General features: G+C 66.4%; 23 protein-coding genes. 7 read left to right on the top strand and 16 right to left on the bottom strand.

Translation table 11 applies throughout. From position 1 onward, the window contains the following. Window positions 1-275: 275 nt before the first annotated feature. The gene (locus tag K2Y56_RS08410) at window positions 276-1,889 is read left to right on the top strand and encodes a TolC family protein (RefSeq protein WP_292506922.1); all 1,614 of its coding nucleotides are present in this window, start codon (window positions 276-278) and stop codon (window positions 1,887-1,889) included. Window positions 1,890-2,011: 122 nt separating this feature from the next. Here the strand turns inward: K2Y56_RS08410 and K2Y56_RS08405 are convergent, their stop codons facing one another. The 4 genes from K2Y56_RS08405 to K2Y56_RS08390 form a co-directional block, all read right to left on the bottom strand. Next, window positions 2,012-4,132, bottom strand: a complete 2,121-nt coding sequence (locus K2Y56_RS08405; protein ID WP_292506921.1) for a peptidase domain-containing ABC transporter — start codon at window positions 4,130-4,132, stop codon at window positions 2,012-2,014. Between the two features lie 5 nt (window positions 4,133-4,137). Further along, the gene (locus tag K2Y56_RS08400) at window positions 4,138-5,439 is read right to left on the bottom strand and encodes an HlyD family efflux transporter periplasmic adaptor subunit (protein WP_292506920.1); all 1,302 of its coding nucleotides are present in this window, start codon (window positions 5,437-5,439) and stop codon (window positions 4,138-4,140) included. Continuing rightward, window positions 5,436-6,338, bottom strand: coding sequence for a hypothetical protein (locus tag K2Y56_RS08395; protein WP_292506919.1), 903 nt, complete (start codon window positions 6,336-6,338; stop codon window positions 5,436-5,438). Before K2Y56_RS08395 ends, K2Y56_RS08400 begins: the two co-directional genes overlap by 4 nt. 540 nt (window positions 6,339-6,878) lie before the next feature. Then, window positions 6,879-7,055: a hypothetical protein gene (locus K2Y56_RS08390; RefSeq protein ID WP_292506918.1), complete on the bottom strand. Its 177-nt coding sequence runs from the start codon at window positions 7,053-7,055 to the stop codon at window positions 6,879-6,881. Between the two features lie 244 nt (window positions 7,056-7,299). Between K2Y56_RS08390 and K2Y56_RS08385 the strand changes: the two genes are divergently transcribed. Together K2Y56_RS08385 and K2Y56_RS08380 are read left to right on the top strand one after the other, a co-directional pair. After that, entirely contained in the window at window positions 7,300-7,497 is a 198-nt protein-coding gene (locus K2Y56_RS08385; RefSeq protein WP_292506917.1) for a hypothetical protein, read from the top strand. 343 nt (window positions 7,498-7,840) lie between these two features. Beyond that, window positions 7,841-9,163 carry a UDP-glucose/GDP-mannose dehydrogenase family protein gene (locus tag K2Y56_RS08380; protein WP_292506916.1) on the top strand — a complete coding sequence of 441 codons (1,323 nt, stop codon included), beginning with the start codon at window positions 7,841-7,843 and terminating at the stop codon, window positions 9,161-9,163. A gap of 31 nt (window positions 9,164-9,194) precedes the next feature. Here K2Y56_RS08380 and K2Y56_RS08375 read toward each other — a convergent pair whose 3' ends face one another. The 4 genes from K2Y56_RS08375 to K2Y56_RS08360 all read right to left on the bottom strand — a co-directional run bounded on the left by K2Y56_RS08375 (window position 9,195) and on the right by K2Y56_RS08360 (window position 12,583). Beyond that, a complete protein-coding gene (locus tag K2Y56_RS08375; protein WP_292506915.1) occupies window positions 9,195-9,788 on the bottom strand; it encodes a hypothetical protein in 594 nt (197 codons plus the stop codon). A gap of 52 nt (window positions 9,789-9,840) precedes the next feature. Next, window positions 9,841-10,437 (bottom strand): hypothetical protein, encoded by a 597-nt coding sequence (locus tag K2Y56_RS08370; protein ID WP_292506914.1) that lies wholly within the window; start codon window positions 10,435-10,437, stop codon window positions 9,841-9,843. Window positions 10,438-10,545: 108 nt separating this feature from the next. Further along, a complete protein-coding gene (locus K2Y56_RS08365) occupies window positions 10,546-11,406 on the bottom strand; it encodes a universal stress protein (protein ID WP_292506913.1) in 861 nt (286 codons plus the stop codon). Between the two features lie 88 nt (window positions 11,407-11,494). Next, a complete protein-coding gene (locus K2Y56_RS08360) occupies window positions 11,495-12,583 on the bottom strand; it encodes an acyltransferase (RefSeq protein WP_292506912.1) in 1,089 nt (362 codons plus the stop codon). A 197-nt stretch (window positions 12,584-12,780) separates the two neighbouring features. Between K2Y56_RS08360 and K2Y56_RS08355 the strand changes: the two genes are divergently transcribed. After that, window positions 12,781-13,482, top strand: coding sequence for a DUF4142 domain-containing protein (locus K2Y56_RS08355; protein ID WP_292506911.1), 702 nt, complete (start codon window positions 12,781-12,783; stop codon window positions 13,480-13,482). A 94-nt stretch (window positions 13,483-13,576) separates the two neighbouring features. On the opposite strand, the gene K2Y56_RS08350 is transcribed toward K2Y56_RS08355, so the two are convergent. Genes K2Y56_RS08350 through K2Y56_RS08340 form a run of 3 tightly spaced genes read right to left on the bottom strand, consistent with a single transcriptional unit; the run spans window position 13,577 to window position 15,571 of the window. After that, window positions 13,577-14,248 carry a carbonic anhydrase gene (locus tag K2Y56_RS08350; RefSeq protein WP_292506910.1) on the bottom strand — a complete coding sequence of 224 codons (672 nt, stop codon included), beginning with the start codon at window positions 14,246-14,248 and terminating at the stop codon, window positions 13,577-13,579. 33 nt (window positions 14,249-14,281) lie between these two features. Continuing rightward, window positions 14,282-14,791, bottom strand: a complete 510-nt coding sequence (locus tag K2Y56_RS08345) for an NUDIX domain-containing protein (RefSeq protein WP_292506909.1) — start codon at window positions 14,789-14,791, stop codon at window positions 14,282-14,284. 9 nt (window positions 14,792-14,800) lie between these two features. Then, the gene (locus K2Y56_RS08340; RefSeq protein ID WP_292506908.1) at window positions 14,801-15,571 is read right to left on the bottom strand and encodes a DUF429 domain-containing protein; all 771 of its coding nucleotides are present in this window, start codon (window positions 15,569-15,571) and stop codon (window positions 14,801-14,803) included. An 81-nt stretch (window positions 15,572-15,652) separates the two neighbouring features. On the opposite strand from K2Y56_RS08340, the gene K2Y56_RS08335 reads away from it, so the two are divergent. Beyond that, complete coding sequence (locus K2Y56_RS08335; protein ID WP_292506907.1) at window positions 15,653-16,051, top strand: DUF3775 domain-containing protein; 399 nt, start codon at window positions 15,653-15,655, stop codon at window positions 16,049-16,051. Window positions 16,052-16,058: 7 nt separating this feature from the next. Here the strand turns inward: K2Y56_RS08335 and K2Y56_RS08330 are convergent, their stop codons facing one another. Continuing rightward, complete coding sequence (locus tag K2Y56_RS08330) at window positions 16,059-16,406, bottom strand: hypothetical protein (protein WP_366848481.1); 348 nt, start codon at window positions 16,404-16,406, stop codon at window positions 16,059-16,061. A gap of 237 nt (window positions 16,407-16,643) precedes the next feature. Here K2Y56_RS08330 and K2Y56_RS08325 point away from each other — a divergent pair, with 237 nt between their 5' ends. Next, on the top strand, window positions 16,644-17,318 hold the full coding sequence (locus K2Y56_RS08325; protein WP_292506906.1) for a transglutaminase-like cysteine peptidase: 675 nt from the start codon (window positions 16,644-16,646) through the stop codon (window positions 17,316-17,318). 96 nt (window positions 17,319-17,414) lie between these two features. After that, entirely contained in the window at window positions 17,415-17,768 is a 354-nt protein-coding gene (locus K2Y56_RS08320; protein ID WP_292506905.1) for a hypothetical protein, read from the top strand. A 29-nt stretch (window positions 17,769-17,797) separates the two neighbouring features. Here K2Y56_RS08320 and K2Y56_RS08315 read toward each other — a convergent pair whose 3' ends face one another. From K2Y56_RS08315 to K2Y56_RS08300, 4 genes are all read right to left on the bottom strand, one after another. Beyond that, window positions 17,798-19,990: an EAL domain-containing protein gene (locus K2Y56_RS08315; RefSeq protein ID WP_292506904.1), complete on the bottom strand. Its 2,193-nt coding sequence runs from the start codon at window positions 19,988-19,990 to the stop codon at window positions 17,798-17,800. A 145-nt stretch (window positions 19,991-20,135) separates the two neighbouring features. Further along, window positions 20,136-21,281 (bottom strand): ABC transporter permease, encoded by a 1,146-nt coding sequence (locus tag K2Y56_RS08310; protein ID WP_292506903.1) that lies wholly within the window; start codon window positions 21,279-21,281, stop codon window positions 20,136-20,138. Between the two features lie 24 nt (window positions 21,282-21,305). After that, window positions 21,306-21,767, bottom strand: a complete 462-nt coding sequence (locus K2Y56_RS08305) for a DUF4112 domain-containing protein (protein ID WP_292506902.1) — start codon at window positions 21,765-21,767, stop codon at window positions 21,306-21,308. Window positions 21,768-21,861: 94 nt separating this feature from the next. Beyond that, the gene (locus K2Y56_RS08300) at window positions 21,862-23,016 is read right to left on the bottom strand and encodes an aminotransferase (RefSeq protein WP_292506901.1); all 1,155 of its coding nucleotides are present in this window, start codon (window positions 23,014-23,016) and stop codon (window positions 21,862-21,864) included. Window positions 23,017-23,179: the final 163 nt, after the last annotated feature.

Below are 23,179 nucleotides of genomic sequence, written 5' to 3'. Positions count from 1 at the left end.
GGTCCGGCATAGGGCCAAGACGCCGGCTGAGTCCGGTCGTGAGGGCAAGACGGGTCATTTCTCAACGACGATCAACAGCTTGGTCCGACCGGGCCAGCGCCGCAATTGGTCAACCGATCCGCCTCCTCAGGTCTGTTCCGGGCGATCATGGTTAAGGATTTTTTAGCGGCGTACCAACCATAACATAGGTGTAGGCACTGACCCGCCGATCTCGCCTTGCCAATCGATCGAGGAGTCTGCGTCCGGTGCGATCGAGGGAAGTCGCGAGATGCGGTGTGCGTCGCCGGAGATGCGGGACCGCCCGCCCTCTGCTGGCGGCTGCGATCGCAGTCGCCGCCGGTCTTCCGGCGATGGCGCAGGATCTCGACACCTCGCAGCTCTGGGCACTCGATCAGAGCTTCGTGCTGCGATCCGACACGGCGCGGCAGGAGGGAGCGGAAGCGCGCCTGCGCGGCAGCATCGACGCATTTCTCCCGAGCGTGGCGCTCGTCGGCTCGAAACCGCTCGCCAGCAAGATCAAGTACCATCCCGACCTGCCGGTCTTCGATGCAGGGGTCGATTCCACGCCGCGCTATCGGCCGAACCAATACGGGATCACCGTCGACCTGCCGCTCTTCGACGGCTTCCAGCGCTGGAACACGCTCCTGTCGGCGCGGACCCTGGCCGATGCCGGCCGGCACATCACTCAGGACGTGCGCCAGCAACTCCTTCTCGAGACGGCGTCCGCATACCTGGCGGTCATCCGAGACCGCAAGATCCTCGGCCACCGCCAGCTTCAGAGCATCCTGTTCATCCAGCGGGGGGTCGAGGCGCAGGTTGCCGTCAACGACGCGACCCTCACGGATGCCGCGCTCGCCGCCTCCCGAGTCGCCGATGCGCGCGCGGGCGTCGAGCTCGCCGTCGCCGACCTCAGGGCGTCGGAGCTCGACTTCACCCGCATCACCTCGTTGCCGGCCGATCGTCTGGCGCCGCCGCGCTTGCCGCCGCTTCCGCGTAGCGAGGTGGAGATCGCCGCCATCGTCAGAGGCGAGAACCCGCGCCTCGCTGCCTCGCGCCTCGATGCTCAGGCGGCCGGGTACCTCGTCGAAGCCGCCAAGGGGGCGCTCCTCCCCACCGTCGGCCTTCAATTCACCCATGGGCGCCAGACCGACATCACCCCGACGCTTCGCAGCATCCGCGAGACCACGACCCAGATCCAGGCCCGGATTCCCCTCTACGAACCCGGCGCGTTTCCGAGGATCGCCGAGGCCTCGGCCCTCGCCAGACAGAAATGGTACGACACCGAGGATGCGGTGCTGCGTGCGGTGACCAGCGCTCGGGTCGTGTTCCAGCGGCGCGCCGCCTACCAGGCGCAGGTCGCGACATTGGCCGGCCGGGTCGCAGCGCTGCGCGCAGCAGTCCGGGGCTACGAGATCGAGCGCGGAGCGGGGTTCCGCACCGTCATCGACGAACTCAACAGCCGCTCGGAACTCGCGATCGCCGAGATCCTCCTGGCCACGGGCGAGGCCGAGCGCGACCGGCTCGCCTACGTGCTCGCCGCCGCCATGGGCCGGCTCGGCCCGGCCGGTCCCGGCCTCGACGGCCCGATTGCCCTGCGCAGCCCGGTGGCCGATCCGTTCACGACGGGAAGCATCGCCCGGACCGCATCGGCCGCGAAGCCGATTCCCGGAATCCCTCAGGCGGCACTGGAGCGTTCCGGCCTCTCGCTTCCGTCGTCGCTGAGGCCGGCTCCGTTGCCGGAGGCGAAGATGCCGGCGATCAAGCCGGCGTCCCCGAAGGCGGTCGCACCGGCGGTGGCCCTGCGCGGCGGACAGGAACCGCTTCGGCTGCGCCCCTTGCGCGAGCACGTCGCCGGGCTTGGTGGACCCGCTCCCTTCCTGCGTCGCTGAGATCGCTTCCGGGCTCGGTCAGGATGTTGCGCCCTCTACCGGTCGCTGAGAGCCATAAGCGGAAGGTGATCCCGGGAGTAGTATGCTGACGAGACTTGTCAGCGGTACGGTTCGACCGCGTCTCAGGCGCTGAGCGCCATCGGCGGGCGTGTAACCTCGACGAGCCTCCCGTCCTGGACCCGGAAGGCGCGGTCGACCTGGTCGAGCAGCATCTCCGAGTGGGTCACGAAGATCTTGGCGGCCGGCACCCGTTTCAGGCCCTCCACCAGCGCGCGCTCGGTGGCCGGGTCGAGATTGGCCGTGACCTCGTCGAGGAGGAGCAGGCGCGGCTGACGGCACAGGGCGCGGGCGAGAAGCAGGCGGCGGCGCTGGCCGGTGGAGAGGATGCTGGATTCCTCGGAGACGAGGGTGGCGAAGCCCTGGGGCAGCCGCTCGATCTCCTCGGCGAGGCCGACGGTCTCCAAGGCCTTGACCATGGCCGCCATCGACACGTCCGGATCGAACATCGCAAGGTTGTCGGCGACGGTGCCGGCGAAGACGCCGTCATCGGCGAAGACCGCGCCGAGATTGGCTCGGAACTCCCGCTTGCCGAACTGGCCGATGGGCTGGCCGTCGACGAGGAGGCGGCCGTCAGCCGGCTCATGCAGGCTGGCGATGATCTTGAGGAGCGAGGACTTACCGGAGCCCGACAGGCCGAGGATCGCGATCGACTCCTTGCGTTCGAGATCGACCGTGAGGTTGACGTCCTGAAGCAGAGGCCTGTCCGCGCGGCCGAACCGCACCATGACGTTCTCGAGGCTCACCGAGCGCCGGATGCGCCGGTCCATGGCGGCGACGTCGGCGTTGGGCTCGACCTCCTCGCCGATCACGTCGTCGAGGCGCTTGAAGTGCACCTTCATGATCGAGAACTGCAGGAGGTTGGTGGTGAGCAGGTTCACGATCTCGAAGAAGTGGTTCCTGAGCGCGAAGAAGGCGTAGAGCATGCCCACCGAGAGCGTGCTCTTCATCACCGCGGTGACGCCCATGTAGAGGGTGAGCACCGTCGAGAGCACGATCGCCACATGGATGAACAGCTCGGTGGCGATGGCCGCCTTCCGGGCCTGGAAGTCAGTATTGGCGAAGCGCACGAAGCTCTCGAACCACCGCATGGTGAAGAGCTCGGCGGTGTTGTGCGCCTTGAGGGTCTCGATCCGCCGAAGGCCGTCGAGGAGCAGCGAGCGTTCCTGCGAATGGGCGTCGAGCGAAGCGTCCGTATAGCGGCGCAAAGCCGGGAAGGAGACGAAGCGCAGAGCCAGCACCGCCACCAGGGTGAGCAGCGAGACCATCGTCATCGCAGGCGAGTAGTAGAACATCAGCCCGACGATCAGGACCGACATCAGCGCGTCCGCCACCGAGGCCACGAGGCCGCCGACGAGGCTCGCCTTGACGTGTTCGATCGAATCGAGCCTTACGACGAAGTCGCCCGGATGACGCGACTCAAAGAATTTCAGAGGCAGCCGCATGGCATGGCCGACCACGTTCCGGGTGAACGCGATCTGCAGCAGGATCGAGGAGCGCAGGGTGATGTAGTCGCGCAGGCCCTTGGCGATCGCCTCGAACACGAGGAAGAAGCCGAGGCCGATGGTGAGGACGGTGAGAAGATCGAGATCCGTCTGCGGAATCACCGTGTCGAGGGCGATCTCGAGGAGAATCGGGGTCGAGAGCGCCAGCAGCCCGATCGCGAGCGACACGATCGTAATCTGGCCGAGCACGTTGCCGAGGCCGCGGATCGAGCGGAACAGCTCGAAGAAGCTCGTGGCCGATTTCGCCTCGACCTTGCTGAAATCGATCCGCGGCTCGAATTCGAGGGCGACGCCGGAGAAGTAGCGCTCCATGTCGGCGCGCTGGTAGAGACGCAAACCGAATTGCGGGTCCTGGACGTGGTAGGTGTCGCCGACGATGCGCTCCAGCACCACGAAGTGGTTGCCCTGCCAATGGAGCAGGGCGGGGACCGACAGGTTGGCGAGCTCGCCGACATTGCTCAGCCCGTAGCCCTGGGCGTCGAGGGAGAGCGAGCCGGCGACCTCGACGATGTTGGCAAGCGTCATCCCGCTGCGCGAGAGCGGGAACAGGGTCCGCATATAGGTCAGGTCGACGTCGTGGCGGTGGTAGTTTGCGATCATCGCCAGGCAGGCGAGGCCGCATTCGTTGGCCTCGCTCTGCAGGATAGGCTTGACGGCCCGGCGCCGGCTCAGGAACGACATCGTCTTCAACCCCGCCCGCGCATGGCCCGGATCGGGTCGAGGACCCAATCGATCAGGCGCCGGCGCTCGATCACGATATCCGCCGACAGGGTCGAGCCGAGGGCGATGGCCTCGTCGCGCCCATAGGCGTGGATCACCTTGGATTCCGGCTTCACCTCGACCCGGAACACCGATTGCTGCGCCATGGCCTGTGCGGCGGCCGGGCGGCCATCGGTCATGCCCTCCTTGTCCGACGTCACGGTCGGCGCCTTGATCGGCGAGGAGGCGATCGACGTGATCGTACCGTGGGAGACGCCGAAGACCTTGAATGGGAAGGCATCGTATTTCAGCACCACGCGCTGGCCGACCTTGGCGAGGCCGATGGCGCGGGACGGCACCTCCAGCACCACGACCGGCTCGGCGGCGGGATCGCCGACCACGGCCACGACCTGCTCGGCCTGGACCGCGGAGCCGACCTCCGCCATCAGCCCCGCGACCTGCCCGGCGAAGGGCGCAATGATCTGGATCTCCGATTGCGCGCTGGTTCCGGCGAGCTGCGCCTCGACGAGGCCGAGCTCGCTGTTGATGGTCGAGAGCTGCGACTGCTTCTCGAGGACGAGCTGCTGAAGCGTCCGGACGCGCTCGGTGCTCTGCTGGGTCAGCTCTGCCCGCCGCACCCGGATCTCGGAGAGCTGGCGGGCGTAGTCGAAGGCGGTGCGCTCGTAGCTGTTCAGGGCATCGCGGGTCGCGTAGCCGGCGGCGACGTATTTGCGCACCCGGCGGACCATCTCTTCCTGGCGCCCATGGGCCCGGCGGATGTCCTCCTCGTTCTGGATCGTGGCCTTGATGACGTTGTCGAGGGTTTCTGTGAGTTGGCTGCTGTCGCCTGCGCTCGATTCGAGGAAGGCGTTGAGGCGTGTCCGGCTCTCGATGAGGTTGGCGCGCTTCTGGCGCAGGCTCGCGGCGGCTGCGCCGACGGTCGAGATGCCGTTGCTCGTGACCTCCCGCAGCCGGATCGTGAGGATCGGCTGCCCGGCGGCGACGAGGCCGCCGAGGGGCACATGGACCGCCTTGACCACGCCGTTCACCTGCGCGTCGAGGCGCGACAATCCGGAGGCTGCAGAAGTGTAGCCGCGAACCGCCTCGGTTCGGGCGAAGTGGCCGAGCGTGGTGACGAAGATCAGGACGACGACGAGGGCGCCGCACAATATCGCTAGCCAGGTCGTCGCGCGGTCCTGACGGACATGGATCGACGAGCCGAGCGCCCGGGCTGCGTTGCCCAGGCTCGGTGGCGCGGAAGCTGGCGAGTCGGGGGCAGCGGAGGTCATTCGGCGGCTTCCGGCGCGGCGATGGAAACGGGAACGAACTCGTCGAGGCGCGGCCAGAGATGCCACTGCCCCGGTGCCCGAAGGATCGCGCCCTCCACATGGCGCGAGACCAAGCCAGCGATCCGCATGCGTTCGGCACGGCCGACATCCACGACCTCGAAGGCCCGCCCGACATGGACGGTGTCTCCGATGAGGGACGACGTGACGGAGAGCGGCACCACCGTCGCGTTGGCGACGCGGGCCAGCGAGTCGATGCCGAGGGCAAGCTGCATCGGCTGCCCGAGCAGGTTCACGTCGACGGGGCCGCCATAGCTCGGCGGCAGATCGATGAAATAGATGACGACGGCACCCTGGCGCACGAAGCGCACGGCCTCGGCGTAGCTCGCCTTGTCCGAGACCTGCAGGAAGCGCATCTCGGTGCCGATCTCCCGGATGCGTTCCATCACCCGGGTGTCGGCCTCGTGGTCGTCGCGGGCGCGAAGGATCAGCATCCGCCGGCCGGGAAAGTAGGTCCTCATCGTGGCAGCGAGGCCGAAGACGTAATTGCCCATGTGGAGCGGCGCGAGGATCACCGGCGCTCCGGATGCGGCAGCGCGGGCCAGGGTGGCCTCGCCCTCGGTGCTGACGTGGCGTGCATCGGCGATGAGCTCGTCCGTGCTGCGGACGAGCAGGGAGAGCCACTCGAGTTCGGTCAGGGTGTCGTGAAAGGCGATTTCTCGGTCGAGGCGCCGGGATTCGCGGTTACCGAGCCGCAAGGTTTTGCAGAGCGTCGTGTCGAGGCCGAAACCGCCATGTCGGCCGAAGCCGGTTTTGACGAGCCACGATGCCCGCAATGCATGTCGTCGGGCTGCCAGTGGCAGGCTCGCGATGCGTCGATGAAGGGCGGGTATCTCGTCCATGGTGACGACATCCCTAACGCAACCCGCTTTTCGACAGGTTAAGAGTGCCGTCCCAGCGCAACGGATGCTTGTAAGTGCCGGCATGCGGGAGGAGCCTCCCGCATGCCGAAGCTCTTAAAGGATCAGGACTTGTCCTTGCCCTTGCCGCCCTTGCCGTGGCCCTTGTCATGGCCCTTGTCATGTCCGTAGTTCTTGGTGCCGCCGGAAACGGTCTTCAGGGTATCGAGGTCGAGCTTGCGCATGTGATCAATCCTCAGGTGGTCGACGGAGCTATTAGGGTTAACTCCGTGCCTCTCAGTGCACACTGAATTAAGCGTCGTCTACCCTAGGATGAATATTGTTGAGGATAAGTAGAATTACGTAAGTAGATTAACGCGCTCGCAATGCGCGACTACGCAGTCGATCACCAGGGAGTCGCAATGGACCGCGACGGCCTAGAGAATGAAATCAATCGACGTCTGCCGTCCTGCACTGCATCGACCGTTGAATGGCATGAACGCTCGCTTCAGCGAGCGTTCACGGTCTCGATCGGCGAGGCGATCAGGACTTCTTGGACGAGCCGCTGTTCGAGCTCTGGTTCGTGGTGTTGCCGTAGGCGACGTAGTTGCCGTTGCCGTTGATCGCGACACCGCCGTTGCTAGCCTTGCCGCCGCCGCCGCCGCCGCCGTAGCCGCCGCCGGAGATCGTGGTCATGGTGGTGAGATCGAGCTTGGTCATGGGTTGCCTCCTTGCAATCGAGTAGCTGTGATCGAGCCAACCCTCTTCGAGGACCGACCCGGCTTGCCCGCTCCGCGACCGCATAACGGCGCAGCCATTAGGCTGCCACCGCGATTGGCGGTTGCGAGGGGTAGGTGACTGCCGACGCAGCGCGGTTTCGCGGTCGTGCAGAATTCTGCGATGATGGGCGGATTTAGGACTTTCGGCTGGATCGGCCCCTGCCGCGCGTCTGGGATCCATTGCCTTGAGCTCCACCCACGGCATTGGCGCCACGGACGACTTTGCTGTCGCCATTGATCGCAACACCGCCGTTGCTCGTGACGACCGTTCCCCCGTCAGAAAGCGAAGCCAGAAAGTCGTGCTCGACTCTAATCATTGTTTTCAAGAGCCTGTATCGGCGAAACCAGATCAACTGACGTCGTTATCAATTGATAGGATTTGATGGCGAAGTCTAGCGCGAATTCAACGTGGAATAGTTTATGATTAATTTACCTAAGTAGGATTTTGTGCTTACGTAATCGGATTACGCATGCTCGCGGGAAGGCGTTCAGCCGCTGGCAAAGATTTTCGAGCCAGGACGCCGAGAGCAAGGTTGCTCCCCGAAGGACCCTCGTCGAGCCATGCCTTTACCCAGGGCGGCGGGTGACATGGCGACGCGGTACCCCTATCAGGGCGCGGGTTTTCTCAACTGCGGCATGCTCGGCCGCTGCCCGGGCGTGCGATGGCGCCGGTGACGCCGAGCCTTGCGAAGCGACGGTTCGGCTCAGGCGGGAAGGTCGGGAACAATGCGCATCACGATGATCGGCTCGGGCTATGTCGGCCTGGTGTCGGGCACCTGCTTCGCCGATTTCGGGCATGACGTGACCTGCGTCGACAAGGATCCGTCCAAGATCGAGGCGCTGCAGGCCGGGCGGATGCCGATCTTCGAGCCGGGTCTCGAAGCGCTCGTCGCCGAGAACGTGCGGCGCGGGCGCCTCGGCTTCACCACGGAGTTCGCGCCCGCGGTCGCTCAGGCCGATGCGGTGTTCATCGCGGTCGGCACCCCGTCCCGCCGCGGCGATGGCTTTGCCGACCTGTCCTACGTCTTCGCGGCGGCCCGTGAGATCGCCGAGTCGCTGTCCGGTTACACCGTGGTGGTCACCAAATCGACGGTTCCCGTGGGCACCGGCGACGAGGTCGAGCGCATCATCCGCGAGGTCCGGCCCGATGCCGAATTCTCCGTGGTCTCCAACCCGGAATTCCTGCGCGAAGGCGCGGCGATCGAGGACTTCAAGCGGCCGGACCGGATCGTCATCGGCACCGAGGAGGAGCGCGCCTCCGAAGTCATGAGCCGTGTCTACCGCCCGCTCTACCTCAACCAGGCCCCGATCCTCGTCACCGGCCGGCGCACGGCCGAGCTGACGAAATACGCCGCCAATGCGTTCCTCGCCACCAAGATCACTTTCATCAATGAGATCGCGGATCTGTGCGAGCAGGTGGGCGCGAACGTGCAGGAGGTCGCCCGCGGCATCGGCCTCGACAACCGAATCGGGGCGAAGTTCCTGCATGCCGGCCCCGGCTATGGCGGCTCGTGCTTCCCCAAGGACACGCTGGCTTTGGTCAAGACGGCGCAGGATGCCGGCACGCCGATGCGGCTCGTCGAGACGGTTGTGGCCGTCAACGACAGCCGCAAACGGGCCATGGCCAGGAAGGTGATCGCGGCCTGCGGCGGCTCGGTCAGGGGCAAGACCGTCGCGATCCTCGGCCTGACCTTCAAGCCGAACACCGACGACATGCGCGACGCCCCCTCGCTCTCGATCATCGCCGGCCTTCAGGATGGCGGAGCCCGGATCGTCGCCTACGACCCTGAGGGGATGGATCAGGCGCGGCTCGTCCTGTCGGACGTGACGTATGCGGAGGATGCCTATGCCTGCGCGCAAGGTGCCGACGCCGTCGTCATCGTCACGGAATGGAACGCCTTCCGGGCCCTCGATCTCGACCGCCTGCGAGGGTCGATGAACGCCGCGGTGCTCGTCGACCTACGCAACGTCTATCGCCGGGCCGAGGCCGAGCGGCACGGCTTCACCTATCGCTGCGTCGGTATTGCTGACGCCGACGGGCAGGACTGAACCTTTCGCGACGGGCTGCGCCCGGGGGCCCTCACATCGAGGGTGTGGTGCCGTTGCGGCCGACGATGATGAGCACCGCCTCGCGCTTGCCGCCGGCGACAGCCTTGGTGACCGCCACGACCTTGGCGCCCTTGACGATCAAACTCTTGTCGCCGGGTTCGAGCAGGGAGACGGGCACGTCCGGCGGCACCGCGATGGTCTTTTCGCCGCCCTTGTATTGCACCGTGACCGTCCGGCCGCTTCTGCCCGAAAGCCTGCTGACGGCGCCATTCGTCACGGTCGAGGTGGTGCCGAGATCCCATGAGTTGTGACCCGGCGCGGTTCCACGCAGGCTTGAGGCGAAGACCGTGACCTGCACCGCCTTCAGCGTGCCGTCCGGTTGCGGGATTGCGGCGCTGCCGATGTAGCTCTCCGGCTTGATGTCGGTGAGCTTGCCGTCGGTCGCCGCGAAGATCTTCGCACCCTCCGCAATGGCAAAACCCACCGGCTCTCCGGTCTGCGGCCGGACCTTCAGCGTCGTACGGTCGGTCGCCTCGATCGTCCCACGGAACCGCGCGACGTCGTCCGCCCGAGCGGAGACCAGTCCAGACGCCAGCGCCAGCACGGAGAGGGTGGTCTTCAGCATGGAAACTCCGATCTGTCGGACGACGAGGCGACGGGCTGACCGGCAGTAATCGTCACATGGGCGGTACGGTGCCGTTCTCCCCGACTATGAGCCGTTCCGCCACGACATTGCCGCCAGCATCCTTGCGGGTGACGGCGACCACGCGCGCACCGGTCTTGACGATACTCCGATCGGAGGGTGCGAGAGCTACGATCGGGGCGCCTTCCGGCACCGTAATGGTCTTCTCGCCGCCCTTGTAGCCCACCGTGATGGTGCGGCTCGTCGTTCCCGTCAGCGTGCCGACGGCACCGTTGGTCATCGTGTTCTCGGGCTCGAGATCCCAGGGGTAATGACCCTCGCCGGTGCCACGCATGCTCGGAGCGAAGACGGCGACTTCGAGGGCCCGGAGGGAGCCGTCTGCCTGCGGCGTCGCGGCGGTGCCGATATAGCTGTCCGGCTTGATATCGGCGATCTCGGCCTTGTTGGCGCTGGCAACCTTCACGCCCTCGCCGAGCCTGACGGTCACGGGCTCGCTGGCGCCGCCCTTGATCGTCAGGGTCTCGCCGTCGATGGCCGTGATCGCACCGCGGATCCGCGTCACGGGGCCGTCGGCACAGGCCGGGCCGGCGAGGCCGAGCGCCATGGCGCAGATCAGGATCTGTCGTTGCATGCAATATCCTCTTGAGTTGCCGTGCGATCGGAGCCGATGAGGCGGAGTCTGCCTCATGGCCTGAGCGCGCAAGTCAATTGTGCGCTACCTCGAACTCGGCACGAGCGCTCAATGGGCCATCAGCATCGGGATCTCGGCGGAGGCCAGGAGATGGGCCGTGGGGCCGCCGAAGATCATTTGGCGCAGGCGGCTCTGGGTGTAGGCGCCCTTGATCAGAAGGTCGCAGCCGAACTCCTGCGCTTCAGTGAGGAATACCTCCCCAGGGGTCCGGCGGCCGGCCGGGAGTGCGCGGTAATCCGCGTCGATGCCCTCGCAGGCCAGCGCTCGCGCGAGATCCTCTGCGCTCGGACCGGGCACCGTGCCGCCCTCGACGCTGATGACACGAATGCGGGTGGCCTTGCGCAAGAACGGCATCGAGAATGCGACAGCGCGGGCGGTTTCGGTCGATCCGTTCCAGGCGATCAGGACCGCCTGGCCGAGGCTCGTCGGAGGTGCTGGGGGCGCCACGAGGATTGGGCGCCCAGATTCGAACAAGGCCGTTTCGAAGGTCGTCATGCGGGGGCTGCCGTCGTCGGTACCGGGACGGCCGACGATGGTTGCCGTGAACAGTCGCGCATAATGGCCGAGGAAGGCATCGCCGGCGGGAACGTCCGGCCGCCAGCGGTAGCGCGCACCGGCCTGCGCCACCGATTGCGGCGTGCAGGGACCGTCCTGGGCAAGGGGTAGGCCGACCCTCGTCATGAAGGCGACGAAGCGTTGGCCCGCCTGATCGGCCTCTGCCTTGTCGGCTTCCTCGTCACGCAGCCACGTCATGCCGCCGACCATGTCCACGGGGACATATTCCGCGAGGGCCGGGCGCAGGGATACGCCCTCGACCAGGCTGCCGAACATCCCGGCCGCGAGGCGGGTCGTTTCAAACACCGAGTCGAGGGCGTCGTGGAGGGCCACCGGGACGAGCAGGGTCTTCATGGGCGTTTCAACCTTCAACCGCGGGAACGGCCGTCCCCACGGAGGCTAATGCCGATTCGAGCCCTAGGAAACTCGGGTCCGGGCTCCGTCACGCGGCTTTTTTGCGCTCCGGAGCGGCGGAGGTCTTCGGATCGAGCAGAGCCCTGGCGCGGCGCGTCATCGGCCGCTCGACGTAACGCTGGATCGGAAGGGCGGCCAGGGTCGCGAGCGCGATCATCAGGAGGGCCGCCGCCCAGGGCGGCGTCGAAGGAGCGAGGGCGGCGATCGCCGGGCGGCAGGCGCGGAGCACGAAGGGATGGACGAGGTAGAGGGCGTAGGACGCATCGCCGAGATGGATCAGGGCGCGGCGGACAGGAGCGACGGATCTGCCGGCGGTATCGGGCGCGCCCAGCCCTGCCGCGGCCACGAGGAGCATCGCCGGCAGCCCGAAGACCAGGGGGCGTGTCAGGATATCGGGCTCGTCGGCCACGGCGAGCAGCGACAGTCCGGCAAGGGCCAGGCCAAGGCGCGGCAGGAGCGACAGCCGCAGGCCCTCGGCGCGTGCGAGGCCGATGGCGGCGCCGAGCGAGAATTCGATCATGATGGGTGCGGACCAGAAGGCGAGGGGCGTCGGCAGCCCCGGCACCAGGACGTGAATTGCCGCGAGCAGGCTCAGGGCTCCGGCGATCCAGGCGAAGGCGCCTCTGCGTCCCCAGCCGAGAGCAAGCGCGAAGAGCAGGTAGAACGCCATCTCGCATTGAAGCGTCCAGCCGAGCGAGTAGAGCGGCTGCGCCCGGCCCTCCGTATCGAGTGCCGGCCAGAACAGGAAGGATGCGGCGACGAAGCCGGGCTCGGGCGCTCCACGCCCGCCATTCGAGACCAGCCCCGGTGCGGCGAGGACGACGCCGAGATAGGCCGCGCTCGCCAGCCAGTAGAGCGGCACCAGGCGGGCGACCCGGTGGGCGAGAAAGCGCCTCCAGCTTCCCTCGACGCCGTAGAGGGGTTTCGCCGCGTGGACGATGATGAAGCCCGAGATCACGAAGAACACGTCGACGCCGGCCGGCCACGGCATCAGGCCGGCAAATCCGAAAACGTTGCCCTGGCGCGCGGCGAGGATGAGCGCCTCGGCCTCGGCATGGTGGATCACCACCATCAGCGCCGCGACGGCCCGCAGGATCTGGATCGATCCAAGTCTCACGCCGCAAGATCCATGACATTTTTGCCCGTCGGCGACAAAGCTTGGCTATAGATCGGATAAAGCCACGGCTTATAACTGATTTGTGTGAAGGAACCGATGCAACTCGCCCTCGTTGTCCGGCTATAGTGGCGGTTGCAGCCTGGCCTCATGGGTTGGGGTTGATTTGGCACGCCGCGATCACTGATCCGAGGACTTTCATGATGAAGAACTACGCTGCACTGGCCGCTGTCGTGGCCGCGATCTCGACCCCCGCCGCCGCCCAGACGATGCAGGGCGACTTCCGCCTCGCCGCCATGCAGGCGAACGCCTTCGAAATCCAGTCCAGCCAGATCGCCCTCGACAAGAGCCGCAACCCTGCTGTCCTGCGCTTCGCCCGCGAAGCCATCCGCGATCACCGCGCCGCCAACGTCGCGCTGGCCGGCGGCGAGCGTGAACTGATGTCCCGCGGCGGTCCGGGAGGCTTGATCGAAGCGCCCCTCGCGGTGGCGGGCGGCGCGGTCGGCGCGGCCACCGGTGCTGCGGCAGGTGTCGTCGGCGGAACGCTCAGCGGCGGTCCGGTCGGCGCCGTCGAGGGCCTCGGCAGCGGTGCTGCCCGCGGGGCGGCGGCCGGAAGCCGTGCATTCAACGGCGATGTCGAGACGACCGCCGGGACCACCATCGTCCCGCCGAACCCGCAGCAGCAGCAGATGCTGTCCGAGCTGGCCGCCACGCCGGCCGGCCCTCGCTTCGACCGTCTTTACGGGCAGATGCAGGTTCAGTCGCATGAGATGACGATCGGCATGTATCAGTCCTACGCGCAGACCGGCACGAACCCAGCGCTGCGCGCCCATGCCGAGCAGGCGCTGCCGGTGCTGCAGAGCCATTACCGCATGGCTCAGAGCCTGCCGGGCGCCCGCTGAGCGACGCCCCTTCGGAATGGGCCTAGGGCACCTTGGCGGTGCCTTAGGCCAAAAAGCGAATGGCGGGCCTTGCGCGGCCCGCCATTCGCGTCTCTCAGCTATCGGTGCAGTTGATCAATGATGTCGGCCTCACCGCGCCGCCCTGCTGGTCAACGGCCGGTCCGAAGACCCCCGTCTGCGGATCGCGGATCAAGAGCTCGCCGCGTGCGATGCCGAAATGCGCGCCGTGCAGCTTGAGCTTGCCCGCCTCGACCCTCTCCTTCACGAAACCGAAGGTCATCAGGTTTTCGAGGCTCTGCGCCACCATCGCGTATTCGAGGCGCGTCAGGTAGTCGGGCCCGCTCTGGGTGTCGGCCTTCTCGGCCGCGGGGCCGACGAGCGACACCCACTTGCCGATGAAGTTGCCCGACGAGAGCGGTTTGGCTTGCGACGCATAGGCCTTGATACCGCCGCAGGTGGCGTGGCCCAGCACCACGATGTGCTTCACCTCCAACGACTGGACCGCGAACTCGATGGCTGCTGACGTCCCGTGATACTCGCCGCCCTCCTCGTAGGGAGGCACGATGTTGGCGACGTTGCGCACGACGAAGAGCTCACCCGGTCCCGTATCGAAGATCACCTCCGGCGAGACCCGGCTGTCGCAGCAGCCGATGAGCAGGATCTCCGGGCTCTGACCCTCGGCGAGCTTGGCGTAGCGCCTCACCTCACCCGGCAGGCGCTCGTCGAGGAAGGTACGGTATCCGCTGGTGAGTGCCTCGGGGAACATGCGCTACGTCTCCTTGATGGTGGTCGGCCGGTGTCAGGTGAGATGCCAGTTCAAGGCCACGGGTTCGTCCGGGACGTCGCCTGATACGATCCTGCGGGCGAGAGCCGACAGGCCGAGCGGCTCGATCCGCTCCGCACTGGCATCGAGCGCGTCGAGCGTCCACCAGCGCACGCCCCGCACCGGGTTGTCCTCGGTCTCCGCGAGCAGGCTGGTATCGACGCGATCGTCGGGTAGCCGAACGACGAAGTAGCGCTCATGTGCGATCCGCGGTGTCCGGAAGAGATGGAACGGGCCGTCGCAGGTCGCCACGAAGGGGCCGATCGGCAGGTCGGCGACTCCGATCTCCTCGGCGAGTTCGCGTCGGCAGGCCTCGATATGCGTCTCCCCGGGCTCCAGGCCGCCGCCCGGCATGAACCAGAATCCGCGCCTCGACGGATCTGCCGGATCGAACGGGCGGACGGCCTCGTACTCGATCAGCAACAGGCGGTCGGCCGGATCGAAGACCAGGGCTCGGGCGATGTCGCGATGGGGCGCTTCCGTCATGCACACGCTTTAGCAAGGAATCCCGCCGCCGCCAGCCATCCGGCCAGGCGAAGCCGGCATCCAGATGACGATCGGCAGGCCGTGCCCGTCGGTCTCGGACGGGTCCGGCATCGGAACGGCCCCTCCCTCGACGATGTCGCGAGCCACGACGAGTGCCGCCATGGCGTCGAGGTGATCGTCGGCGCCGACGCCTCGCGGCGGGTTGGAATGCACGAGCGCCGATGGGAGGCCCGCCGCAACGAGGAGCCGGCGGCGCTCGGCGAGTCCGGCCGCCCTCTCCGGTCCCTTCTTGCCCGCGACGAGCGGCATGTCCCGGTTCAGGCGGCGGAACGCGACCTCGGGATGGACCTCGCGCAGGCGCGAGGCGAGTTCCGGCCTTGCCCGCAGCAATCCGTCGACCTCGCGGATGGCGCCGGTGATGTTCCAGCATTGGATCGAGGGCGCGAAGGGAGGATCGCTATGGGCGCGGCAGAGAGCCTTGGCGGTCTCGTAGTCGGCTGCGTAAACCGCTGACCGCGGCGGCACCGGGAAGACGCTGGAGCGGCCCTTCCCGAGATATGCGCGGGCGGCCCTGTCGGCGGTCCGGCCGCCTCCGTTCACCCGGTCCGGCAGACCGATTGGTATGTCGATCCCGATCATCACGGGCGCTTCGCCGCTGTCTACGAGATCCGCCACGGAAGCGACACTGAGGCTGCGGTGTCCGCCGCCCCCGTCGAGGTCGAGCAGCACAGCGGCCCATCCACCTCGGCATCCGTCGAGCCCGGCGATCCAGCGCGTCACGGCGAAACCGAGAGCGCCTCGCCGGGTTGTCGCTGTTCAGGAGGCCGCCCGTTGTGGCCTCGCGCCAAAGGGTCAGTCCACATGGATATCGCCGTCGATACGGTCACCGAAATCATCCTGCGCCTGCGGGCCGTCGACGTGAAGGAGGGGCCGACCGATCCCGATTCCGGCTCCAACCCCATCGATGACGGCGCAACCGACGTACTCATGTCGGGAACCGACGACGCGACCGAGGAGGAGGTGCGCAGCATGATCGGCGCCCTCAACGACGACCAACGGGCCGAGCTCCTCGCCCTTCTGTATGTCGGCCGCGGCGACATGGAGCCCGAGGAATGGGACGAGGCCGTCCGCTTCGCCCGGGAGCGGGAGGCAGCCGGGGAGGGCGCCGTCCGCTCCATCCTCGGCAGTCCGATCGCTGGCGACCTTCTCGACGAAGGGCTCGCCAACCTCGGCATCGCGCGTGGCCTTCCGCAGGCCTGACGACCCGTCAGAGGCAAGGCAACGCCAGGGCGGCGCCCGCGATGAACTCGGCAGTATCGCGGGTGGTTGCCGGCTCCGACGGATCGTCCGCGACGAGCGCCGCCTCGCGGTTAAGCCGATCGTTGCAGGCACAGGTGCCGATCTGGCCTCGCGGCGGCGAACAGCTGTCGTGATGCATGCAGGCGACATCCAAGGCATCCACCGGCTTGAGCGGCGAGCGGTTGCCCGGCCCGCAATAGTTCCCGTGAACCAAAATGGCATCGTACCGCCTGTCGATGACGAGACGGTCCTGCGCGACGACCGGCACGGCGCCGAGAAACATGGCTGCCGCAATTGGGATGACGTTACGTATCACGAGCGATTCTCCATCGATCGGCGTCCCCTCACCCGCCAAGGTGGTGGATGGGTTCGGATCGGCAAGGGGTGACTTCTCAGATCGGTACCGCGTCGCACCATCGGCCAGTCAGGGCCTCCGATGGCGATCTGCGCAATGCGATCCACTGCGTTAACCTTTTGTTAACTTGGCGATTGCGGTGGAACCTTCGCCGTGAGACCGTTCGTTAACGGCAGATTAACGAGACGGGCAGTGGTCATGCAGATCGCGATTTCGATGGGTCAGGAGGCTTTGTCCGGTCTCGTCAGGACTGCTCGCCGCGTCCTCGGTTTCGGTCTCCCGCTCGCCGCCGTCCTTGCCTCCGCGCCGGCCGCGACAGCCCAGACTTTCGCGGCACTTCCTTCGGTTCCCAGCGTGATCGTCGCCGGGGGAGAAGCCAAGCCAATCTCCGCCTGGACGGACTTCTGCCTGGGCTACCCGTCGGAATGTGCGGTGAATACCAGTGAGTCGGCGGCGATCACCCTTACCCCTGCGGTTTGGAACACCATCGTCAGCGTGAACCGCAAGGTGAACAAGTCGCTGCGCGCCGTCACGGACCTCGATCATTGGGGCGTGCCGGATCGCTGGGACCTCGCCGAGGACGCCGCCGGCGATTGCGAGGACTTCCAACTCGTCAAGCGCAAGATGCTGGTCGAGGCCGGCCTGCCGCGCCGGGCGATGCGGATGACCGTCGTCATCGACGAGAAGGGCGAAGGCCACGCGGTGCTCACTCTCATCACGGATCGGGGCGACATCATCCTCGACAACAAGACGAGCAGCGTCCTTCCGTGGCGCCAGACCGGCTACACCTTCATCAAGCGCGAGAGCCAGTCCACCGTCGCCTGGGTTTCTCTCGGCCGTGCCGCCTCGCCGGTGACCACCGCCAATCGCTGAAAATCGTCCCGATACGGGACGACGGCGGAAGCTTAACATTAAGGAAATCTTTAGTCTGCGCTTGCCATGTTGGCCCCCTTCGACGGGGTGCAGCCCATGACAACGCGCGCCTGGACCGGCATCATCTTCCGCCCACGACTCTTCCTGGTTGCGAGCGTCGCAGTGGCGAGCCTGTACGTCGGAGCGGCACAGGCTGGCGAAGTCGCCGAGCGCCATTCCGAATGGCGCGGGTGCCTGCATCGCACCTTCGCATTTCAGGCCGCCCTCACGGGTCGCGCCATGGCGGCAGACATCACGCTCAAGACCTGCCGCCTCCGCGAAGAGGCCTACCTCGCAGCCCTCGCATCGTCGCCCCTCGTCGATGGCGAGGACGTCGCCCGTGTTCGGCCTGCGCTGCTTCAGCGCGCCCGCGATTGGCTGATCGGCGGGCCGGCGTCACGCCCGCTCTGATCTCCGCCGTTCCGCTCAACGCACGGCGGTCACGCGGCATTCTCTCGAAGGGCGGTGACCGGGCCCTGCCGGACGAGGCGCGCCACGGCGTCTGGTTCGATTGCCTTGCCGTAGAGGTATCCTTGACCCTCGCGGCACCCCATTTCGCGCAGGATCGCCTCCTGCTCTCGCGTCTCGATCCCTTCGGCGATCACGTCGAGCCCGAAGCTCTCGGCCATGGCCAGGATGGCGCGTACGATCTCGGCGTCGTGACGATCGGTAAGGATGTCCCGTACGAAGCTGCGGTCGATCTTCAATCGTGTCAGTGGAAATCGCTTGAGCGAACTCAGCGAGGCGTAGCCGGTCCCGAAATCGTCGAAGGCGATCGCGACGCCGTGTCCGTGCAGTTCGCGGATCGGATCCAGGATGGAATCGTCGGCCTGCAGCGCGATCCGTTCGGTGACCTCGATCTCGAGTGTGCCCGGTTCGAGGCGATGCTCAGAGAGGGCGGCCATGACCTCCTGCGCCAGGGTCCCGTCCCTCAGGTGCGAGCCGAACAGGTTCACTCCGATACGGATCGGCGGCAGCATCTGCGATCGCCACAACGCGGCCTGGCGACAAGCCTCCGCCACGATCCAGCGTCCGAGCGAGACGGCGAGGGGATGTGCCTCGACGGCATCGATGAACACGCCGGGCATCAACAGACCGCGCTGGGGGTGCTGCCAGCGCAGCAGGGCCTCGACACCAATCAGCCGACCGGACTCGAGGGAGACCTGCGGTTGATAATGCAGGACGAACTCCGACGCTTCGAGGCCACGGGTAATGTCGTCGTGAAGGGCGCGGCGAGCGACGACGGCGCTACGCATGGTCGGGTCGAACAGACGAAAGCAGCGCCGTCCGTCACGGCGTGCCTGATAGAGGGCGAGATCCGCATCCGCGACAAGGTCGTCGCCTGTCGTCTCGGCTCCCGTTCCGATCGCTGCACCAATGCTCAAGCCGACATGAAAGGTATGCCCGCTGACCTGAAAGGGCATCTGGAAACTCTCCAACAGCCCGGCCGCACAGCGTTCTGCCGCGATCGGATCTTCCGCCCCACGCAAGAGGAGGCCGAACTCATCGCCACCGAAGCGGGCAACGACTGTATCTGGGCCGACGCAGCTTGGGAGCCGAACCGCAACCGCCTTCAAGAGCGCCTCACCCGTGCTGCTGCCGAGACTGTCTGTGACCTCTTCGAAACCATCAAGGTCGAGCAGGATAACCGTCGCGGATTGCCCTCCACTCAGCGCTGCCTGCAACTGCTCGTCGAAGAAGGCTCGGCTGGCGAGGCTGGTCAGCTTGTCCTGATGAGCCATCTGCACAAGGCGGGCGTCGCGTTCCCGCCACTCGCTGATATCGCGGATGATGGCACCGATACCGATGCCGGCGGCGTCGTTCCAGACCGACATCGAGAACTCGATGGGGAAGATCGTGCCGTCGCGGTGCTGCGCCGTCAGCTCCATGGTTCGGCCGGCGAGCTTAGACGGGCATCCTGCCGCGATGCGAGCCAGCCCAACCTTGTGCGCCTCCCGAAACGGCTCGGGTATGATGATGTCGATCTCCTGGCCGATCATTTCTCCAGGCGAGTATCCGAATAGCGCTTCGCCGGCCGGATTGACGAAGGCAATGGCACCCTTCCCGTCGACGGCGATGAAGGAATACTCCGCCGCTTTCGCAAATCCCATCGAAGCGGCGCTTTCGAATCCTGCACGGCGCAGTTCGAGATGCTCCATCGCAAGGGCAGCGAAGCTCTCCAGGAGCCGCAACTGTCCCTCCGAGAAGGTTGATCGCGGAGTCGGGTCTGCGATGCAGAGGACACCGATACGATCGCCGCGCGCCGCGGTCAGCGCGGCTCCGGCATGGAACCGAAGACCGCTCAATTCAGGGCGGAACTGGACCTTGGTGAACCAGGGGTCGGCATCGAGGTCGGGGATGACGAACGCTCCCCTTCCGGAAAGGACGGCCTCACACGGCGAAGTCGATTGCCGCATAGAGATCCGATCGTTCCCGACGCAACCTAGCTGCCGGCACGAATCGGCATCGAGGAAAGCGAACCAAGCTCGCGAAACGTCAAGACTCGCGCATGCCAGGGCAGCGATCCGCTCGAGCCCGTCGATCCGCGCGGCATCGACGACCCGGTACGACCTCAGGGCAGCGAGGCGCTGGTCTTCGATCGTACTCGCGAGGCCCGGGATGTGCTTCGTCATGGCTGGGACCCATCAGCGGCGGCGCGGTCCACGACCTTTGACAAAAAATCCTAACACACTTTATCGTGATCTCTCGAAAACGGCAGCTTTCTGCGACTCTGCGGATTTTACGCGATCGTTTCCCGTATCGGCGGCCACGTCCGGATCAGGCGAATGTCTTGCGGGGATCGAAGGCGTCGCGCACGGCCTCGCCGGCGAAGATGAGCAGGCTCAGCATCATCGCCACCACGAGGAAGCCGGTCAGCCCGAGCCAGGGCGCCTGGATGTTGTCCTTGCCCTGCGCCAGCAGCTCTCCGAGGGAGGCGGAACCAGGCGGCAGTCCGAACCCGAGGAAGTCGAGCGACGTGAGCGTGGAGATAGAGCCGTTCAGGATGAAGGGCAGGAAGGTCAGCGTCGCCACCATGGCGTTCGGCAGGAGGTGCCGGCTCATGATCCGGATGTTGGAGAGGCCGAGCGCCCGCGCCGCCCGGACGTACTCGAAATTGCGCGCCCGCAGAAACTCCGCCCGAACCACGCCGACAAGTGCCACCCACGAAAACAGCAGCAGGATGCCGAGCAGCACGAAGAAGCCGGGTTCGATGAAGGCCGAGATGATGATGATCAGGTAGAGCGTCGGGATTGCGCTCCAGACCTCGATGAAGCGCTGCAGCGACAGGTCGACCCAGCCGCCGAAATAACCCTGTATCGCACCTGCGATCACGCCGATCACCGAGGAGATCGCTGCCAAGATCAACCCGAACAGCACCGAGATCCGGAAGCCGTAGATGATGCGCGCCAGGACGTCGCGAGCGGTGTTATCCGTGCCGAGCCAGTTCCATTCGATGTCGCCGCAGCCTTTGCCGCCGATGCGCTCGGCGACCGGACGGCATTGGTCGTCGGTGAGCATCCAGGTCGGCGGCGACGGCGATGGGGTCGGCAGGCCGTTGATGATGGTGTCGTAGGAATAGGGGATCGGCGGCCAGACCGCCCAGCCATTGTCGGCAATCTCCCTGCGGGTCTCTGCCGAGCGGTAATCAGGACGGGCATAGAAGCCTCCGAACTTCTCGTCCGGATAGTCGATCAGGACGGGAAACAGGATCTCGCCCTTGTAGGAGACGACGATGGGCCGATCGTTGGCGATGAACTCGGCGAATAGGCTGGTCACGAACAGCGCCGTGAAGACCACGAACGACCAGAAGCCCAGCCGATTGCCGCGAAAATTCGCAAGCCGGCGTCGGTTGAGCGGCGACAGTCCGCGTCGCGTCCCAGCAGGAACGATTACGGAATCGGGGATGCGCGCGGTTTCGTTCACATCCCCGCCTTAGCAACCGCGGCTTCAGCCGTCGATGCGGCGCGCGGTTCCCTCGATCACACTGGGCCTGACTCCGGCATGACGCTCGAGGTATTGGCGCAGCAGCCGGACGTTGCGCAGGTTGCCCTTGAACGCTGCGTCGAACAGGTCGCCGGCCAGCGGGACGATGCCGACTGCGCCGTCGAAGGCAACGTTCATCGCCATCCGGGCGATGAGCCAACGTGGCGCGCCGAGGCGCTTGGCCTCGTAGACGATGTAGGACGACAGACAGACGCCCGCGAGGTCGCCGATGCCAGGCACGAGGCCGAGGATCGCGTCGAGGCCGACCCGGCGGTTGATGCCTGGTATCACGAAAGCCGCGTCCATGAGATGCGCGAGTTGCTCCAACCGCTGCAGGCCGGCCTCGGCGTGCGCCCGCCGGTCGTCCCGCGGAATGCGGGCGTCCTGGCCGAAGCGGCTGGTCTCGACGGTCTCGATGAAGGCCATCAGGGATCTCCGAACTGGGCGCGGCACGCGCGCTTGTCGAAGATGTGGTCCCGGCCCGCCGGACCTGCAAGGCGGGTCCTGTTTCACCTCTTCGTCAGGTTCGACAGGATGCCAGCCCTTCAAGCCGGTCCAGGGCGGCATCGAGCGTGGCGTCGGCCTTGGCGAAGCACAGCCGTACGACGTGGCGCACCGGATCGCGCGGGTAGAAGGCGCTCACCGGGATTGCCGCCACCCCACGCTCGGTGACGAGCATCCGGCAGAAGGCGACGTCGTCCGAGACGTCGAGGCCTGCAATGTCGATGTTGAGAAACCAGGTTGCGTGAGCCGGAAGGACACGGAAGCCCCGCTCGGTCAGGCCAGAGGCCAGCCTGTCGCGGGACCGGGAGAAGCCGTTCCGCATCCCCTCGAAATACGCCGTCTCCTTCGCGAGACCGAAGGCGGCCCCTTCCTGCAGGTTTGGCGGCGTCGTGAACGTGAGGAACTGGTGGGCCTTGGCGAGGACGCGCATGATCGGCGGAGCCGCCATCACGAAGCCGACCTTCCAGCCGGTCAGGCTGAAGATCTTTCCCGCCGAGCCGATCTTCACCGTGCGCTCGCGCATTGCGGGCATCCCGAGGAGGGGAACGTGCCGCCGCCCGTCGAAGATGACATGTTCCCAGACCTCGTCGCAGACCGCGATCACGTCGAACCGATCGCAGAAGGAGGCGAGCAGCGCGAGATCATCTCGGCTGAACGCCGTCGCGCTCGGATTGAGCGGGTTGTTGAGAACGACGACTTTCGTCTTATCGCTGAAGGCTTCCGCCAGCGCCGCTTCGTCGAAGCCGAAGCCCGGTGGTTTCAGTGTGACGAAGCGCGGAATTCCACCGGCCTGCCGGACCAGCGGCAGATAGGCATCGTAGGCAGGTTCGAACAGCACGACCTCGTCGCCCGGCTCGATCAGGGCGAACAGGGCGGCGGCGATGGCCTCTGTCGCCCCGGACGTCACCATCACCTCCGTCTCGGGATCGAGGTCGAGACCCTGGTGGAGGCCGTAATGGTCGGCGATCGCACGGCGCAGGACCGGTAGGCCCATCATCGGCGGGTATTGATTATAGCCGTCGCGAAGGGCCGCCGCCGCACGCTCTCTGACGTCGATCGGTCCCGGATCGTCGGGGAAGCCCTGGCCCAGATTGATCGCACCGTGATGGCGGGCAAGGCCGGACATCGCCTCGAAGATGGTCGTCGGGAGATCGGCGAAGACGGGATTCATGAGGCGGCCCTAGCATGCCCGCAGCGCGCGAGAAATCATCCCGAGAGATGTTTGCCGGGTGCGGCGGCGCACGACCCGCGACCGATCTCGTCTGAGACCGCCTGACGATTGTTGACTTTCATCAGTCGTGAATTAGCTTCGGCTTACGGCTGGAGCGGCGCCG

The sequence above is a fragment of the Methylobacterium sp. genome (assembly GCF_019745455.1).
Taxonomy (GTDB): domain Bacteria; phylum Pseudomonadota; class Alphaproteobacteria; order Rhizobiales; family Beijerinckiaceae; genus Methylobacterium.
This window is presented reverse-complemented; position numbering and strand designations above follow the sequence as displayed.

Coding starts and splice junctions, on each gene's coding strand:
- K2Y56_RS08405 (WP_292506921.1), bottom strand. CDS start 4,132: ATGTCGTTCCTGAGCCGGCGCCGGGCCGTCAAGCCTATCCTGCAGAGC.
- K2Y56_RS08400 (WP_292506920.1), bottom strand. CDS start 5,439: ATGACCTCCGCTGCCCCCGACTCGCCAGCTTCCGCGCCACCGAGCCTG.
- K2Y56_RS08395 (WP_292506919.1), bottom strand. CDS start 6,338: ATGGACGAGATACCCGCCCTTCATCGACGCATCGCGAGCCTGCCACTG.
- K2Y56_RS08390 (WP_292506918.1), bottom strand. CDS start 7,055: ATGACCAAGCTCGATCTCACCACCATGACCACGATCTCCGGCGGCGGC.
- K2Y56_RS08380 (WP_292506916.1), top strand. CDS start 7,841: ATGCGCATCACGATGATCGGCTCGGGCTATGTCGGCCTGGTGTCGGGC.
- K2Y56_RS08375 (WP_292506915.1), bottom strand. CDS start 9,788: ATGCTGAAGACCACCCTCTCCGTGCTGGCGCTGGCGTCTGGACTGGTC.
- K2Y56_RS08370 (WP_292506914.1), bottom strand. CDS start 10,437: ATGCAACGACAGATCCTGATCTGCGCCATGGCGCTCGGCCTCGCCGGC.
- K2Y56_RS08365 (WP_292506913.1), bottom strand. CDS start 11,406: ATGAAGACCCTGCTCGTCCCGGTGGCCCTCCACGACGCCCTCGACTCG.
- K2Y56_RS08355 (WP_292506911.1), top strand. CDS start 12,781: ATGATGAAGAACTACGCTGCACTGGCCGCTGTCGTGGCCGCGATCTCG.
- K2Y56_RS08350 (WP_292506910.1), bottom strand. CDS start 14,248: ATGTTCCCCGAGGCACTCACCAGCGGATACCGTACCTTCCTCGACGAG.
- K2Y56_RS08345 (WP_292506909.1), bottom strand. CDS start 14,791: ATGACGGAAGCGCCCCATCGCGACATCGCCCGAGCCCTGGTCTTCGAT.
- K2Y56_RS08335 (WP_292506907.1), top strand. CDS start 15,653: ATGGATATCGCCGTCGATACGGTCACCGAAATCATCCTGCGCCTGCGG.
- K2Y56_RS08325 (WP_292506906.1), top strand. CDS start 16,644: ATGCAGATCGCGATTTCGATGGGTCAGGAGGCTTTGTCCGGTCTCGTC.
- K2Y56_RS08320 (WP_292506905.1), top strand. CDS start 17,415: ATGACAACGCGCGCCTGGACCGGCATCATCTTCCGCCCACGACTCTTC.
- K2Y56_RS08315 (WP_292506904.1), bottom strand. CDS start 19,990: ATGACGAAGCACATCCCGGGCCTCGCGAGTACGATCGAAGACCAGCGC.
- K2Y56_RS08305 (WP_292506902.1), bottom strand. CDS start 21,767: ATGGCCTTCATCGAGACCGTCGAGACCAGCCGCTTCGGCCAGGACGCC.
- K2Y56_RS08300 (WP_292506901.1), bottom strand. CDS start 23,016: ATGAATCCCGTCTTCGCCGATCTCCCGACGACCATCTTCGAGGCGATG.